Annotated in this window: 11 protein-coding genes; 1 reads left to right on the forward strand and 10 read right to left on the reverse strand. The window is 71.2% G+C overall.

Annotated features, from left to right (window positions below; all coding sequences use genetic code 11):
• Window positions 1-6: 6 nt before the first annotated feature.
• The 9 genes from gatB to OG897_RS21655 all read right to left on the reverse strand — a co-directional run bounded on the left by gatB (window position 7) and on the right by OG897_RS21655 (window position 11,707).
• A complete protein-coding gene (gatB, locus tag OG897_RS21615) occupies window positions 7-1,518 on the reverse strand; it encodes an Asp-tRNA(Asn)/Glu-tRNA(Gln) amidotransferase subunit GatB (RefSeq protein WP_266658840.1) in 1,512 nt (503 codons plus the stop codon).
• A 16-nt stretch (window positions 1,519-1,534) separates the two neighbouring features.
• Entirely contained in the window at window positions 1,535-1,774 is a 240-nt protein-coding gene (locus OG897_RS21620; protein ID WP_266658841.1) for a hypothetical protein, read from the reverse strand.
• 88 nt (window positions 1,775-1,862) lie between these two features.
• Entirely contained in the window at window positions 1,863-3,359 is a 1,497-nt protein-coding gene (gatA, locus tag OG897_RS21625) for an Asp-tRNA(Asn)/Glu-tRNA(Gln) amidotransferase subunit GatA (protein WP_266658842.1), read from the reverse strand.
• 6 nt (window positions 3,360-3,365) lie between these two features.
• On the reverse strand, window positions 3,366-3,662 hold the full coding sequence (gene gatC / locus OG897_RS21630) for an Asp-tRNA(Asn)/Glu-tRNA(Gln) amidotransferase subunit GatC (protein ID WP_030851400.1): 297 nt from the start codon (window positions 3,660-3,662) through the stop codon (window positions 3,366-3,368).
• 698 nt (window positions 3,663-4,360) lie between these two features.
• Window positions 4,361-6,406, reverse strand: a complete 2,046-nt coding sequence (locus tag OG897_RS21635; protein WP_266660385.1) for a bifunctional diguanylate cyclase/phosphodiesterase — start codon at window positions 6,404-6,406, stop codon at window positions 4,361-4,363.
• A 779-nt stretch (window positions 6,407-7,185) separates the two neighbouring features.
• Window positions 7,186-9,405: an NAD-dependent DNA ligase LigA gene (gene ligA / locus OG897_RS21640; protein WP_266658843.1), complete on the reverse strand. Its 2,220-nt coding sequence runs from the start codon at window positions 9,403-9,405 to the stop codon at window positions 7,186-7,188.
• A gap of 40 nt (window positions 9,406-9,445) precedes the next feature.
• On the reverse strand, window positions 9,446-10,453 hold the full coding sequence (locus tag OG897_RS21645; protein WP_266658844.1) for a methionine synthase: 1,008 nt from the start codon (window positions 10,451-10,453) through the stop codon (window positions 9,446-9,448).
• Entirely contained in the window at window positions 10,450-11,148 is a 699-nt protein-coding gene (locus tag OG897_RS21650) for an SDR family oxidoreductase (protein ID WP_266658845.1), read from the reverse strand. The genes OG897_RS21645 and OG897_RS21650 overlap by 4 nt, the downstream gene beginning before the upstream one ends.
• A 19-nt stretch (window positions 11,149-11,167) precedes the next feature.
• Window positions 11,168-11,707, reverse strand: coding sequence for a TIGR00730 family Rossman fold protein (locus OG897_RS21655; RefSeq protein WP_266658846.1), 540 nt, complete (start codon window positions 11,705-11,707; stop codon window positions 11,168-11,170).
• Between the two features lie 122 nt (window positions 11,708-11,829).
• On the opposite strand from OG897_RS21655, the gene OG897_RS21660 reads away from it, so the two are divergent.
• Window positions 11,830-12,609, forward strand: coding sequence for an alpha/beta fold hydrolase (locus OG897_RS21660; RefSeq protein WP_266658847.1), 780 nt, complete (start codon window positions 11,830-11,832; stop codon window positions 12,607-12,609).
• 51 nt (window positions 12,610-12,660) lie between these two features.
• Here OG897_RS21660 and mnmA read toward each other — a convergent pair whose 3' ends face one another.
• The gene (gene mnmA / locus OG897_RS21665; RefSeq protein WP_266658848.1) at window positions 12,661-13,800 is read right to left on the reverse strand and encodes a tRNA 2-thiouridine(34) synthase MnmA; all 1,140 of its coding nucleotides are present in this window, start codon (window positions 13,798-13,800) and stop codon (window positions 12,661-12,663) included.
• Window positions 13,801-13,875 lie beyond the last annotated feature (75 nt).

The following is a 13,875-nucleotide window of genomic DNA, read 5'->3' on the forward strand; positions in this document are numbered from 1 at the left end:
GACGGATCAGCCCTCGACGCCCAGCTTCTCCAGGATCAGCTCGCGGACACGTGCCGCGTCCGCCTGACCCCGGGTCGTCTTCATGACGGCGCCGACGAGAGCACCCGCCGCCGCGACCTTGCCGCCGCGGATCTTGTCCGCGATGGCCGCGTTGGAGGCGATCGCCTCGTCCACGGCCGCGCCCAGCGCGCCGTCGTCCGAGACGACCTTCAGGCCGCGCTTCTCGACGACCTCGTCGGGGCCGCCCTCACCTGCGAGGACGCCCTCGATGACCTGGCGGGCCAGCTTGTCGTTCAGGTCACCGGCGGCGACCAGAGCGGTCACCCGGGCCACCTGCGCCGGGGTGATCGGCAGCTCGTCGATCGCGCGGCCGGTCTCGTTGGCGTTGCGGGCCAGCTCGCCCATCCACCACTTGCGGGCGGACGCCGAGTCGGCTCCGGCCTCGATGGTGGCGACGATCGGGTCGACCGCACCGGCGTTGAGGATCGACTGCATGTCGTGCTCGTTGACCCCCCACTCCTCGCGGAGCCGGTTGCGACGGACCCGGGGCATCTCGGGCAGACCGGCGCGCAGTTCCTCGACCCACTCGCGTGCGGGGGCCACCGGAACGAGGTCCGGCTCGGGGAAGTAGCGGTAGTCTTCGGCGTTGTCCTTGATGCGGCCGGACGTCGTCGAACCGTCTTCCTCGTGGAAGTGCCGGGTCTCCTGGATGATCGTCCCGCCCGCGTTGAGAACGGCGGCGTGCCGCTGGATCTCGAAGCGTGCGGCGCGCTCGACGGAGCGCAGCGAGTTGACGTTCTTGGTCTCGCTGCGGGTGCCGAACCGCTCGCGGCCGTGCGGGCGCAGCGACAGGTTCACGTCGCAGCGCATCTGGCCCTTGTCCATGCGGGCCTCGGACACGTCGAGCGCCTTGATGACCTCGCGCAGCTCGGCGACGTACGCCTTGGCGACCTCGGGGGCGCGCTCGCCCGCTCCCTCGATCGGCTTGGTGACGATCTCGATGAGCGGGATGCCCGCGCGGTTGTAGTCGAGCAGCGAGTGCGAGGCGCCGTGGATGCGGCCGGTCGCGCCACCCACGTGCGTGGACTTGCCGGTGTCCTCCTCCATGTGGGCGCGCTCGATCTCCACGCGGAAGATCTCGCCGTCCTCCAGCTGTACGTCGAGGTAGCCGTTGAAGGCGATGGGCTCGTCGTACTGGGAGGTCTGGAAGTTCTTCGGCATGTCCGGATAGAAGTAGTTCTTCCGGGCGAAGCGGCACCACTCGGCGATCTCGCAGTTGAGCGCGAGGCCGATCTTGATGGCCGACTCGACGCCGATCTCGTTGACGACCGGCAGGGCGCCGGGCAGTCCGAGACAGGTCGGGCAGGTCTGGGTGTTCGCGTCCTGGCCGAGCTCGGTGGAGCAGCCGCAGAACATCTTGGTCTTGGTGCCGAGCTCGACGTGGACCTCAAGACCCATGACGGGGTCGTACGTCGCGAGGGCGTCCTCGTACGACACGAGGTCGGTGGTGACAGTCACGGTGAAACTTTCCCTCTCAGCCCAGCAGGACGTCGTCGTCGCCCAGGCGCTTCAGCTCCCGCAGGAGGATGGCGACGCCGGTGGCGATGGCGGCGGCGGAGACGACGGCGTCGATGAGCTGGAGCGTGTCGTTGTCCGTGCGGGCCTTGCGGGCCTGCTTGATCACGCTCAGCGCGCCGAACGCGGTGGTGCCGATGGACAGGTACGTGCCGGTGCGGGACTTCTTGAAGCCCTTGGCCTTGGCGAGTGTGCTCACTGCGTCTCTCCGTTCGCTTCTTGGCCCGCACGGCGCAGCGGTGCGGCATTCACGGTCACGTGCGGCCCGGCGGCCGTGCGTGCGTCTCTCACAATGACGGCGCCTCCTCAAGCAACGGGTGCCCCCACTTTTCCACGAAGGCGGCCTCTACGGCGGCGCCCACCTTGTACAGGCGGTCGTCCTTCATCGCGGGGGCGATGATCTGGAGCCCGACCGGCATGTTGTCCTCCGGCGCGAGGCCGCAGGGCAGCGACATGGCGGCGTTGCCCGCCATGTTCGTCGGGATGGTGCACAGGTCGGCGAGGTACATCGCCATCGGGTCGTCGGCGCGCTCGCCGATCGCGAAGGCGGTGGTCGGCGTCGTCGGCGAGACGATCACGTCGACCTGCTCGAACGCCTTCTCGAAGTCCTTCGTGATGAGCGTGCGGACCTTCTGGGCGCTGCCGTAGTACGCGTCGTAGTAACCGCTCGACAGGGCGTACGTACCGAGGATGATGCGGCGCTTGACCTCGTCGCCGAACCCGGCCTCGCGGGTGAGCGCGGTGACGTCCTCGGCGGACCTCGTGCCGTCGTCGCCGACGCGCAGGCCGTAGCGCATCGCGTCGAAGCGGGCCAGGTTGGAGGAGCACTCCGAGGGGGCGATCAGGTAGTACGCGGAGAGCGCCAGATCGAAGGACGGGCAGTCCAGCTCGACGATCTCGGCGCCGAGCTTCTTCAGCAGTTCGACGGACTCGTCGAAGCGCTGGATGACACCGGCCTGGTAGCCCTCGCCGCGGAACTGCTTGACGACGCCGACGCGCATGCCGTCGACGGAGCCGTTGCGGGCGGCCTCGACGACCGGCGGGACCGGGGCGTCGATGGAGGTCGAGTCGAGCGGGTCGTGCCCGGCGATGACCTCGTGCAGGAGCGCCGCGTCCAGGACCGTACGGGCGCAGGGCCCGCCCTGGTCGAGGCTGCTGCTGAAGGCCACCATGCCGTAGCGGGAGACCGCGCCGTACGTGGGCTTGACGCCGACGGTGCCGGTGACGGAGGCGGGCTGGCGGATGGAGCCGCCGGTGTCCGTGCCGATGGCGAGCGGGGCCTCGTAGGCGGCGAGGGCGGCCGAGGAGCCGCCGCCCGAACCGCCGGGGATCTTGGTGAGGTCCCACGGGTTGCCGGTCGGACCGTACGCGCTGTTCTCGGTGGACGACCCCATGGCGAACTCGTCCATGTTGGTCTTGCCGAGGATGACGACGTCGGCGGCCTTCAGCCGCTTCGTGACCGTCGCGTCGTACGGCGGGATCCAGCCTTCGAGGATCTTCGAGCCGACGGTGGTCGGGATGCCCTCGGTGGTGAAGATGTCCTTGAGCGCGAGCGGGACTCCGGCCAGCGGGCCCAGCTTCTCGCCCTTCGCGCGCTTCTCGTCGACGGCGCGGGCCTGCGCGAGGGCGCCCTCGCGGTCGACGTGCAGGAAGGCGTGGACCTTCTCGTCCACGGCTTCGATCCGGGCCAGGTGGGCCTCGGTGACCTCGACGGCGGTGAGCTCGCCGGAAGCGATCTTCTCCGCCGTCTGGGCAGCGGTGAGCTTGATGATGTCGATCGTCATGCTGTTTTAGTCCTCCCCCAGGATCTGCGGCACCTTGAAACGCTGCTGCTCCTGGGCCGGGGCGCCGGAGAGCGCCTGCTCGGGGGTGAGCGACGGGCGTACCTCGTCCTTGCGCATGACGTTCGTCAGCGGCAGCGGGTGGGAGGTCGGCGGAACGTCTTGGTCGGCGACCTCGGAGACGCGGGCGACCGCGCCGATGATGTCGTCGAGCTGACCGGCGAAGTGCTCAAGCTCTTCGGGCTTCAGCTCCAGACGCGCCAGCCGTGCGAGGTGTGCGACCTCCTCGCGCGTGATGCCAGGCATGCAGCGATCCTCAGGGGTTGGTGTGCGGTGTGGTTATTGCCCCCAATCCTATGGGTCGCGGTCGCATGCCCGCGAAACAGTTCCGGCTGGGGGCCTCGGTCGCCTCCGCCCCACCCGAGGACCCCCGACGGTCACCACCCCCACCACTGCTCCACAACCCCCTTGCCCCCCCCTTGGCCCCTTTGATCCTTGCCCCCTTTGGCCCTTTGCCCCTCGGCCCCTTTGGCTCTTTGGCAGCCGGGTCACCCCTGCCTCCCAGGCCCCCTCGCCTAACGCGGTCCCCCGCTTCACCAACCCCCTTCCCCGCCCAGCCCCCTCGGGCAGGCTGGACCACCCCTCCCGCCCCCGCCTCGCCCCTTGGGCTCCACCCTCCGCTTCCGCCCAGCCCCCTTGGGCGGCGGGGCCGCCCCCCGGGGGCGGAACGGGCGGGCAAGGGGGCGGCACTCCTCGCTCCGGGCCCACCCCGGAGCCGCCCGCCGTTACCCCGCCCGATGCGCGCGCCGCACCCGGGTGCGCCTGCGGCGGGCCGCCCCTCCCCACCCCTTCACCTAAAGCGCTCGCCGCGCGGCTGTCCCGCACACGTGCAGGCGCGTCGTGGCTGGTCGCGCAGTTCCCCGCGCCCCTAACGGGGCGCGTCCGCGCGGCGGAGCCGCACAGAGATACAGCCCCGCGCCCCTAAAGGGGCGCGGCCAAGACCCCTACTCCCCCTCCACCCGCACCGAATCCGCCGCCGCAGCCGCAGCCGCCGCCAGCTCCGCCGGTCGCTGCCACCCCCTCGACCCCCGCGCCAGCAACCACGCCGTCGCCTCCTCCGGAGGCATCGCCGCCGCCACCAGCCACCCCTGCACCGCATCGCACCGCAGGTCCCTCAGCCGCTCCCACGTCTCGTCGTCCTCGACGCCCTCCGCGACCACCAGCAACCCCAGCGAGTGCGCCAGGTCGACCGTGCACCGCACGATCTCCGCGTCCTCGTTGTCCACCGCCAGCCGCGCCACGAACGACCGGTCGATCTTCAGCTCGCTCACCGGCAGCCGCCTCAGGTGCACCAGCGAGGAATAGCCCGTCCCGAAGTCGTCGAGCGACATCTTCACGCCGTGCCCGGTCAGCCCGGCCAGGGTGTCCGCGGCCCGCTGCGGGTCCTCCAGGAGCACATGCTCGGTTATCTCCAGCTGCAACGACCCCGCCGGGACCCCGTGCCGCGCCAGCCTCGCCGCGACCGCTCCCGCGAAGCCCGGCGTGTGCACGTCGCGCGGCGAGACGTTCACCGCGACCGGTACGAACAGGCCCTGCGCCCGCCACCGCGCGACCTGCGCCAAGGCGGTCTCCAGTACGTACTCCGTCAGATGCGGCATCAGCCCCGACGACTCCGCGATGGCGATGAACTCGTCCGGAGAGACCCGCCCGCGCTCCGGGTGCACCCATCGCACCAGTGCCTCAAGACCGGCGACCTGCCCGTCGAAGCGCACCTTGGGCTGGTAGTGGAGTTCGACGTCCCCCGCGTCCAGGGCCCGCCTCAGATCCCCCAACAGCCCGAGCCGGTCAGGCGTGTTGGAGTCGCGCTTCGACTCGTACACCTCGACCCCGCTGCGGTCCCGCTTCGCCTGGTACATCGCCACGTCCGCCCGCCGCAGCAGCCCCTCCGCGTCCAGCGCGTGGTCCGGGAAGACGGCCACCCCGGCGCTCGCCTCCAGTACGAGCGTCAGCCCGTCCAGGTCGAGCGGCGAGCCCAGCTCGGCCACCAGGTGCCGCGCGATGCGCTGCGCACTCGTCGCGGACTCCGTGCGCGGCAGCAGTACGGCGAACTCGTCCCCGCCGAGCCTTGCCGCCTCCGCCCCCTTGGGAAGCGCCGTGCGCAGCCGGTCGGCTATCTGCAACAGCAGCCGGTCGCCCGCGAGATGACCGAGGGTGTCGTTCACCGAGCGGAACCTGTCCATGTCGATCAGGACCAGTGCCGACCTGGACCCCAGCGACTCCGCCTCCTCCAGCGCGGGCCAGGCCCGCTCCAGCAGCCACTGCCGGTTGGGCAGCCCCGTCAGCGGGTCGCGCAACTGCTCCTCGGCCCGCGCCCTGGCTATCCAGAGGGTGGAGTCGAGAGCGATCAGCGGTACGGCGAACAGCGGCAGCAGTACGGGCAGCGCGACGGCCACCACGCAGATCAGCGGGGCGATGCCCAGCAGCGCCCCGGCGACAAGCCCCTGGCGGACCAGGGACGTTCGGGCGACGGACGGCAGCCGCCCCTGCTGCGGGGCCTGCGCCAGCCACAGCAGCAGCCGGGTCACCACCAGGTAGGTGCCCGCGGTGAGGACCACTTCGGGCAGTGCGCCCCAGTCCCAGCCGAGCGGCTGCCAGGGGTGCTCCACGGTCGGTACGTCGCCGAAGAGGTTCAGGGTGAGGGCGGCGGCGACGATGCCGAGGATGTCGGCGGCGCCGTGCAGCAGGCCCTGCCGCCAGCGGCGCCTGCGTGCGGTGCCGACCAGCACGACAACGGCCAGGCTGACCAGCCCGGCCGGGACCCATCCGTACAGCAGCAGGACGGCGAGGGTGAGCGCCGCCCCCGATCCCGTGCCGCCCCACCACCTGTCCCGGCCGAGGGCGACGAGGTGGCCGACGATGACTCCGGTGAGGACGGCCAGCGACCAGCCCGTCGCCCCGGCGGGGAACAGGGCGTGGCCCTGTCCGAGGGTTCGTACGATGCCCACGCCGAGGACGAGGGCGGCGAGCCCGGCCGAGGCGGCGGGAAGCATCGGCCCCCACAGCCGTCCCAGTCGGCGTCCCCTGGTCTCCTCCCTGGGGACGCCCTGTCTCGCGGCGGGCTGCACGTGGACGGACTGCACCGGCGGCACGGACTGCGTGGGCGGGCGCGACGGGAGCTGAGCCGACGGGGGAAGGGCGGGGTGCGGGGAAGCGAGGTGCGGGGGGCCGCCGAACGGCTGCGGACCGGTGGCCCTGCCGTTGCGCTGCGGCAGTCCGTGCGGCTGGAACGCTCCTGGCTGCGACACCTGTCCGGGCTGCTGAAGCCGTTCGGACGGGGGCGGCTGAGGCGATTCGGGCCGATGTGGTTGCCCGGTCGGCAGAGGTTGTCCGGATTGCAGCGGTTGCCCTGGCTGCTGCGGCGGGTGCGAGGCACTCGGCCGGCGCCGGGGGCCTCCGGCCCGGCGGCCGAACAGTCCGGCCAGCCCGGCCAGACCGCGCAGCCGGGAGGCCGAATCGGCACTCTCGGTCGGTTTCATTCCGTCCCTCTCACAGCCGGCTGTGCCCGTGTCACGCGAGATGGCCCCGTTGTCATGCCATCACGGCCGCTGTCCCACTTCCCTCGGCCCTTCGGGCGTCCCTTCAGAGTGTGCAGACACCCCGAAGGCGGCAAGCGGTTCCACAGCCGTGCACGACAGGCGCACCTCCCCACAGTAGGCCGCAGCAGGCTCTCCCGGGCAGCGGTAGCCCGCTGTTGCCCGAATGCGACCCGGCCACCCGGCGACGTCTGGTATGCGCCGAACGGGTGGCCCTCCGGCCGCTGTTCTTCCCGTTACTGCACGACCGGAACCGCAGCTTCACGTGCGGCTTCCGGCCCTTCTGCGAGAAGGACCCCGAATCCTTCCTCGTTGAGGACCGGCACCTTCAGCTGCATCGCCTTGTCGTACTTCGAACCCGGGCTGTCCCCGACCACGACGAAGGAGGTCTTCTTCGAAACGGAACCGGTCACTTTCGCTCCGAGGTTCTGTAGGGACTCTTTCGCGCCATCCCGGGTGTGGTTCTCCAGCGTTCCGGTGACGACGACGGTCAGCCCCTCCAGCGGACGCGGCCCCTGCTCCTCGTCCGCCCCCTCCTCCTCCATCCGGACCCCGGCGGCCCGCCACTTGCGGAGGATCTCCTGGTGCCAGTCGACCGCGAACCACTCCTTGAGCGAGGCGGCGATGATCCCGCCGACCCCGTCGACCCCCGCCAGCTCTTCCTCGGTGGCCTGCTCGATCTTCTCGATCGACCGGAACTCGCGGGCCAGCGCCTCGGCGGCGACGGGGCCCACGTGCCGGACGGAGAGCCCGGTGAGGATGCGGGCGAGCGGCATCTCCTTCGCGGCCTTGATGTTCTCCAGCATGGCGAGGGCATTCTTGCGGGGTTCGCCCTCCTTGTTGGTGAAGGGGGTGGCGGTCTTGTCCTCGCCGGTCTTCGGGTCCTTCTTGGGCAGGCCGGAGTCGGCGTCCAGGACGTACGCCTTGATGGGCAGCAGCTGTTCGATGGTGAGGTCGAAGAGGTCGCCCTCGTCGAGCAGCGGCGGCTCGCTCGGTTCCAGGGGCTTGGTCAGCGCTCCCGCGGCGACCAGGCCGAAGTTCTCGATGTCGAGGCTCTTGCGGCCGGCGAGGTAGAAGAGGCGCTCGCGCAACTGGGCGGGGCAGGTCTGCGCGTTGGGACAGCGCAGGTCGATGTCGCCCTCCTTCATCGGGCGCAGCGCCGTCCCGCACTCGGGGCACTCGGCGGGCATCACGAACTCGCGCTCGGTGCCGTCCCGCAGGTCGGCCACCGGGCCGAGGATCTCCGGGATCACGTCGCCCGCCTTGCGCAGCACGACGGTGTCGCCGATCAGGACGCCCTTCTTCTTCACGACCTCCTGGTTGTGGAGCGTCGCGAACTCGACCTCCGAACCGGCCACCGTCACCGGCTCGACCTGGGCGTACGGAGTGACGCGGCCGGTGCGGCCGACGCCGACCCGGATGTTGATCAGCTTGGAGTTGACCTCCTCCGGCGGGAACTTCCAGGCGATCGCCCAGCGCGGGGCGCGCGAGGTGGAGCCGAGGCGTCCCTGGAGCGGGATCTCGTCGAGCTTGATCACGACGCCGTCGATCTCGTGCTCGGCGACGGAGTGCCGGTTCTTGCCGATGTGGGCGATGAACTCCCGTACGCCGTCGAGATCGTCGACCACCCGGTTCGCCTGCGCGGTGGGCAGACCCCACTCCCCCAGCAGTTCGTACGCCTCGGAGAGACGGGCGATGTCGAGGCCCTCGCGGGCGCCGATGCCGTGCACGACCATTCGCAGCGGTCGGCTCGCGCTGACCCTGGGGTCCTTCTGGCGCAGCGAACCGGCCGCCGCGTTGCGCGGGTTGGCGAAGGGCTTCTCCTTGACCGCTTTGCCCTCGGCCTTCGCCACGCGCTCGGCTTCCGCCAGCCGGGCGTTCAGCTCGCCGAACTCCTCCATCGGGATGTAGACCTCGCCCCGGATCTCGACCAGATCCGGAACGCGGTCGCCCTTCAGGGTCTGCGGGATCTGCGCGATCGTCCGCACGTTGGGCGTGATGTCCTCGCCCGTACGCCCGTCGCCCCGGGTCGCGGCGCGGGTCAGCCTGCCCTTCTCGTACGTCAGGTTGACGGCGAGGCCGTCGACCTTGAGCTCGCACAGCAGGTGGTACTCGATGCCGCTGAGCTCACCCGCGAGGCGCTCGGCCCAGGCGGCGAGCTCCTCGTCGTCGAAGGCGTTGTCGAGGGAGAGCATCCGCTCGCGGTGCTGGACGGAGGTGAACTCCGTCTCGTACGCCCCGGCGACCTTCTGGGTCGGCGAGTCGGGCGTGCGCAGCTCGGAGTACTCCTCCTCCAGCGCCTGGAGGGAGCGGAGCTGCTTGTCGAACTCGGCGTCGCTGACGACCGGTTGGTCGTTGACGTAGTACCGGAAGCGGTGCTCCTCGATCTGCTCAGCGAGCCGCGCGTGCTTCTCCCGTGCCTCTGCGGGTACCGCTGCGTGCTGTTCGCCAGCCACCGTCTTCATCCTCCCGTTGGCCCCGTGAGGGGACTACTCGTCACTCTGGGTTGTCCGCGAGCGACCGTGCCGCCCGGCCGCTGTGGGCGAGCGCCGCACGGGCGTACGCCGGGGAAGCCCCGGCCAGCCCGCACGTCGGAGTGACCACCACGGACTCGTACAGAAGTCCGGGATTCAGCCCCAGCCTGCGCCACAACTGCCTGACACCCATGACGCTACCGCCCGGGTCTGACAATGGTCCTTCCACGCTCGCCACGACGCCCGCGAAGAGTTTGGTGCCGCCCTCGACCGCCTCGCCGATCGCGTCGTCGTCACGCTCGGTGAGCAGTGTGAAGTCGAAGGAGATCCCGTCCACGCCCGCCCTGCGCAGCAGCGCGAACGGGACGTCGGGGGCGCAGGAGTGCACGACGGTCGGCCCGTCGTGGACGGCGAGCACGTCGCGCAGGGCGCCCTCCACGACCTGCCGGTCGGGGGCCCGGTAGGTGCGGTAGCCGCTGGCGGACCTGACCTGCCCGCGCAGTACGGCGATGAGCGAGGGCTCGTCGAGCTGGAGGACGATCTGCCCCCCGGGGATGCGCCGCCGGACCTCCGCGAGGTGCCCGCGCAGCCCTTCGGCGAGCGAGGAGGCCAGGTCGCGGCAGGCGCCGGGGTCGCCGAGCGATGCCTCGCCGCCGCGCAGTTCGAGGGCTGCGGCGAGCGTCCACGGCCCCACCGCCTGCACCTTGACCGGCCCCTGGTACCCCTGGGTGAACTCCTCCAGGGCGTCCAGGTCCTCGCCCAGCCAGGAGCGGGCCCGCCGGGTGTCGCGGCCCGGCCGGTCGCTGAAGCGCCACCCGCTGGGCTCCAGGTGGACGTACATCTCGGCGAGCATTCCGGCCGTGCGGCCGATCATGTCCGCGCCGGGCCCGCGCGCGGGCAGCTCGGCGAGGTACGGGAAGTCCTCGAAGCTTCCGGTGACGGTCCTGGCGGTCTCCCGGGCGTCGCCGCCGGGCATGGAGCCGACGCCCGTGGCGGGCCCCCACCACTTCTGTGCAGCCTGGTCGCTCATCGTCCGGGCCGCACCGTCAGGTCGTTGACCTCGGCGTCGCGCGGCAGGTCGAGCGCCATCAGGATCGTGGTGGCCACGGACTCCGGGGCGATGAACTTCGACGGGTCGTACGCCGTGCCCTCCTGCGAGTGCACCTTCTCCTGCATGGGGCTCGCGGTGCGCCCGGGGTAGACCGAGGTGACCCGCACCCCGTTGGCGTGCTCCTCGTGCCGCAGGGAGTCCGCCAGGGCCTTCAGACCGTGCTTGCTGGCCGCGTACGCGCCCCACTCGGCGTGCGCGTTCAGCCCGGCGCCGGAGTTCACGAAGATCACGTGCCCCTTGTCGAGCCGCAGTTGCGGCAGGAAGAGCCGGGTGAGCTCGGCGGGGGCGATCAGGTTGGTGTTGAGCTGGCTGTGCCAGGCGCGCACGCCCAGGTCGCCGACCGCACCGAGGTCGACGACACCGGCGATGTGCAGCAGCGAGTCCACCCGCTCGGGCATCGCCTGGTGCGAGAACGCCCAGGACAGCCGGTCGGGGTTGGACAGGTCGCCGACGAGGGTGCGCGCGCCGGGGAGCTGGGCGGCCAGTTGCTTGGCGCGGCCCGCGTCGCGTGCCATGAGGACGACGTCGTCGCCGCGCTCGTGCAGACGGCGGGCGACGGCGGCGCCGATGCCCGACCCCGCCCCGGTGATCACATGAGTAGCCATGCGCCCCATGCTCGCACCCTTGCGGGGGCTACTGGACCCCGGCGGACTCCTCCAGGTAGGCGAGCGCCGCCACCCCGTCGTCGGCGAAGAAGACCAGGTCAGTGAGGGGCACCGGCAGGAAGCCCTCTTCGTCCATGCGCTGGAACTGCTGCTTGAGCCCGTCGTAGAAACCCTCTGTGTTGAGCAGCACCACCGGCTTGTCCGTCAATCCGTGCTTCTTCAGCTCCAGGATCTCGGTCGCCTCGTCGAGCGTTCCGGTGCCGCCCACCATGATCACGATCGCGTCGGACTTGCCGAGGAGCAGGGCCTTGCGCTCGGCGAGGTCCTTGGCGACGACCATCTCGTCGGCCTGCGGGCGGGCCTTCGCCTGGAGAAACTCGACGGACACCCCGACGAGCCTGCCGCCCGCCCGCTCGACCCCGTCGGCGACGACCTTCATCAGACCGACGTCGGAACCGCCCCAGACCAGGGTGTGGCCGCCCTTGCCGAGGAGTTCGGCGAACTCCCGGGCGGGGCGGGTGTAGCGCTCGTCGAGGTCGGCCGCGGAGAGGAAGACACAGATGTTCATGACCCCCAACCTAACGCCGGGCCCGACGGCGCCGACGGGGGCGTGGGACCGCACGAAAAACTCCGCGAAGAACTTCTCGCCCCGAGCGATGAGTTCCGCGCGCGCCCGCAGTCCAAGTCGGTATGAGCAAAGTGATTTCGCGTGACGGCACCCCTCTCGCGTACGAGCGCAAGGGCGAGGGCGCGCCGCTGATCCTGGTGGGCGGCGCCTTCAGCACGGGTACGGCGGAGGACCCCCTCGCGAACCTGCTCGCCCCGGGCTTCAGCGTCGTCACGTACGACCGCAGGGGCCGGGGCGGCAGCGGCGACACCGTCCCCTACGCGGTGGCGCGCGAGGTGGAGGACCTGGCGGCGCTGATCGAGGAGGTCGGCGGCAGCGCCTGCCTGTACGGGATGTCCTCGGGCGGCGCTCTGGTTCTGCGCGCTGCGGCGGCCGGACTGAGCGTGCCGCGCATCGCCGTGTACGAGCCGCCGTTCACGGTCCTGGCGGACACCCGCGCCGAGAAGGCCGCGTACACGGAGCGTCTGAAGACACTCCTGGACGAGGAGCGCAGGGGCGAGGCGGTGGAGCTGTTCCTGTCCGTCGTCGGGATGCCGAGGGAGTTCGTCGCGCAGATGAAGCGCGCACCGGTGTGGCGCTCCTTCGAGTCCCTCGCGCCGACACTGGCGTACGACGACGCCGTGATGGGTGACGGAACGGTGCCGGTGGAGCGTCTGAGCGCCCTGACGCAACCGGTGCTGGTGGTGTCGGGGGACGCCAGCCCCGGCGTCATGCGGGACGCGGCCCGCCGGACCACGGAGGCGGTGCCCGACGGCCGCCACGTCTCGCTGCCTCGGCAGACGCACGACGTCGACCCCAGGAAACTCGCACCTGTGCTGGAGGAGTTCTTCACCGCCGCCTGACGGGTGCGCGCTCCCACGGGGGTGGGGCGCGCACCTCTGCGGGCGGTGAGGTCAGACGGACGCTTCGGTGCGCCGCGACGTCGTCGCGATGGTCGCCGAGCCGACCACGCGCGTGCCGTCGTACAGCACGATCGCCTGGCCGGGTGCGACGCCGCGCACCGGTTCGGTGAAGGTGACGTGCAGCTCGCCTTCGACGACCTCGGCGTGCACCTCGGTCTCACCGCCGTGGGCGCGCAGCTGGGCGGTGTACGTGCCGGGGGCCGCCGGGTTCGAGCCGCACCAGCGGGGGCGGATGGCGGTCAGGGCGGTGACGTCGAGGGCTTCCGCAGGGCCGACGGTCACGGTGTTGTTGACCGGGGAGATGTCCAGGACGTAGCGCGGCTTGCCGTCGGGGGCGGGGTGGCCGATGCGCAGGCCCTTGCGCTGGCCGATGGTGAAGCCGAAGGCGCCGTCGTGGGTGCCCAGCTTCGTACCTGACTCGTCGAGGATGTCGCCCTCGGCCTTGCCGCCGAGGCGGTTGGCGAGGAAGCCCTGGGTGTCGCCGTCGGCGATGAAGCAGATGTCGTGGCTGTCGGGCTTCTTCGCGACGGCCAGGTCGCGGCGCTCGGCCTCGGCGCGGATCTCTTCCTTGGTGGTGAGGGTGTCGCCGAGCGGGAACATCGCGTGCGCGAGCTGCTTCTCGTCGAGGACTCCGAGGACGTACGACTGGTCCTTGGCCATGTCGGAGGCGCGGTGCAGCTCGCGGGTGCCGTCCTCGCCCCGGACGACGGTGGCGTAGTGGCCGGTGCACACGGCGTCGAAGCCCAGCGCGAGGGCCTTGTCGAGGAGGGCCGCGAACTTGATCTTCTCGTTGCAGCGCAGGCAGGGATTGGGCGTGCGCCCGGCCTCGTACTCGGCGACGAAGTCCTCGACGACGTCCTCGCGGAAGCGCTCGGCGAGGTCCCACACGTAGAACGGGATGCCGATGACGTCGGCGGCCCTGCGGGCGTCCCGGGAGTCCTCGATGGTGCAACAGCCGCGCGCGCCGGTCCTGAAGGACTGCGGGTTGGCGGAGAGCGCGAGGTGGACTCCGGTCACGTCGTGTCCGGCCTCGACGGCTCGGGCGGCGGCGACGGCGGAGTCGACGCCGCCGGACATGGCGGCGAGGACGCGGAGGGGGCGCGGGGCTGCGGGGCGCGGGGTATCGGTCATAGCTGTTCCAGAGTAGTCGGAACCATCCCGGGACTCCCAAGCGTTAGGAGTGCAGGAACGGTGCCGAGGGGGGAC

The organism is Streptomyces sp. NBC_00237 (assembly GCF_026342435.1).
Lineage (GTDB): Bacteria > Actinomycetota > Actinomycetes > Streptomycetales > Streptomycetaceae > Streptomyces.

Bases quoted from the DNA above. Each gene is read 5' to 3' on its own strand.
- gatA (WP_266658842.1), bottom strand. From the start codon at position 3,359: ATGACGATCGACATCATCAAGCTCACCGCTGCCCAGACGGCGGAGAAG.
- gatC (WP_030851400.1), bottom strand. From the start codon at position 3,662: ATGCCTGGCATCACGCGCGAGGAGGTCGCACACCTCGCACGGCTGGCG.
- OG897_RS21635 (WP_266660385.1), bottom strand. From the start codon at position 6,406: ATGCTTCCCGCCGCCTCGGCCGGGCTCGCCGCCCTCGTCCTCGGCGTG.
- OG897_RS21645 (WP_266658844.1), bottom strand. From the start codon at position 10,453: ATGAGCGACCAGGCTGCACAGAAGTGGTGGGGGCCCGCCACGGGCGTC.
- OG897_RS21650 (WP_266658845.1), bottom strand. From the start codon at position 11,148: ATGGGGCGCATGGCTACTCATGTGATCACCGGGGCGGGGTCGGGCATC.
- OG897_RS21655 (WP_266658846.1), bottom strand. From the start codon at position 11,707: ATGAACATCTGTGTCTTCCTCTCCGCGGCCGACCTCGACGAGCGCTAC.
- OG897_RS21660 (WP_266658847.1), top strand. From the start codon at position 11,830: ATGAGCAAAGTGATTTCGCGTGACGGCACCCCTCTCGCGTACGAGCGC.
- mnmA (WP_266658848.1), bottom strand. From the start codon at position 13,800: ATGACCGATACCCCGCGCCCCGCAGCCCCGCGCCCCCTCCGCGTCCTC.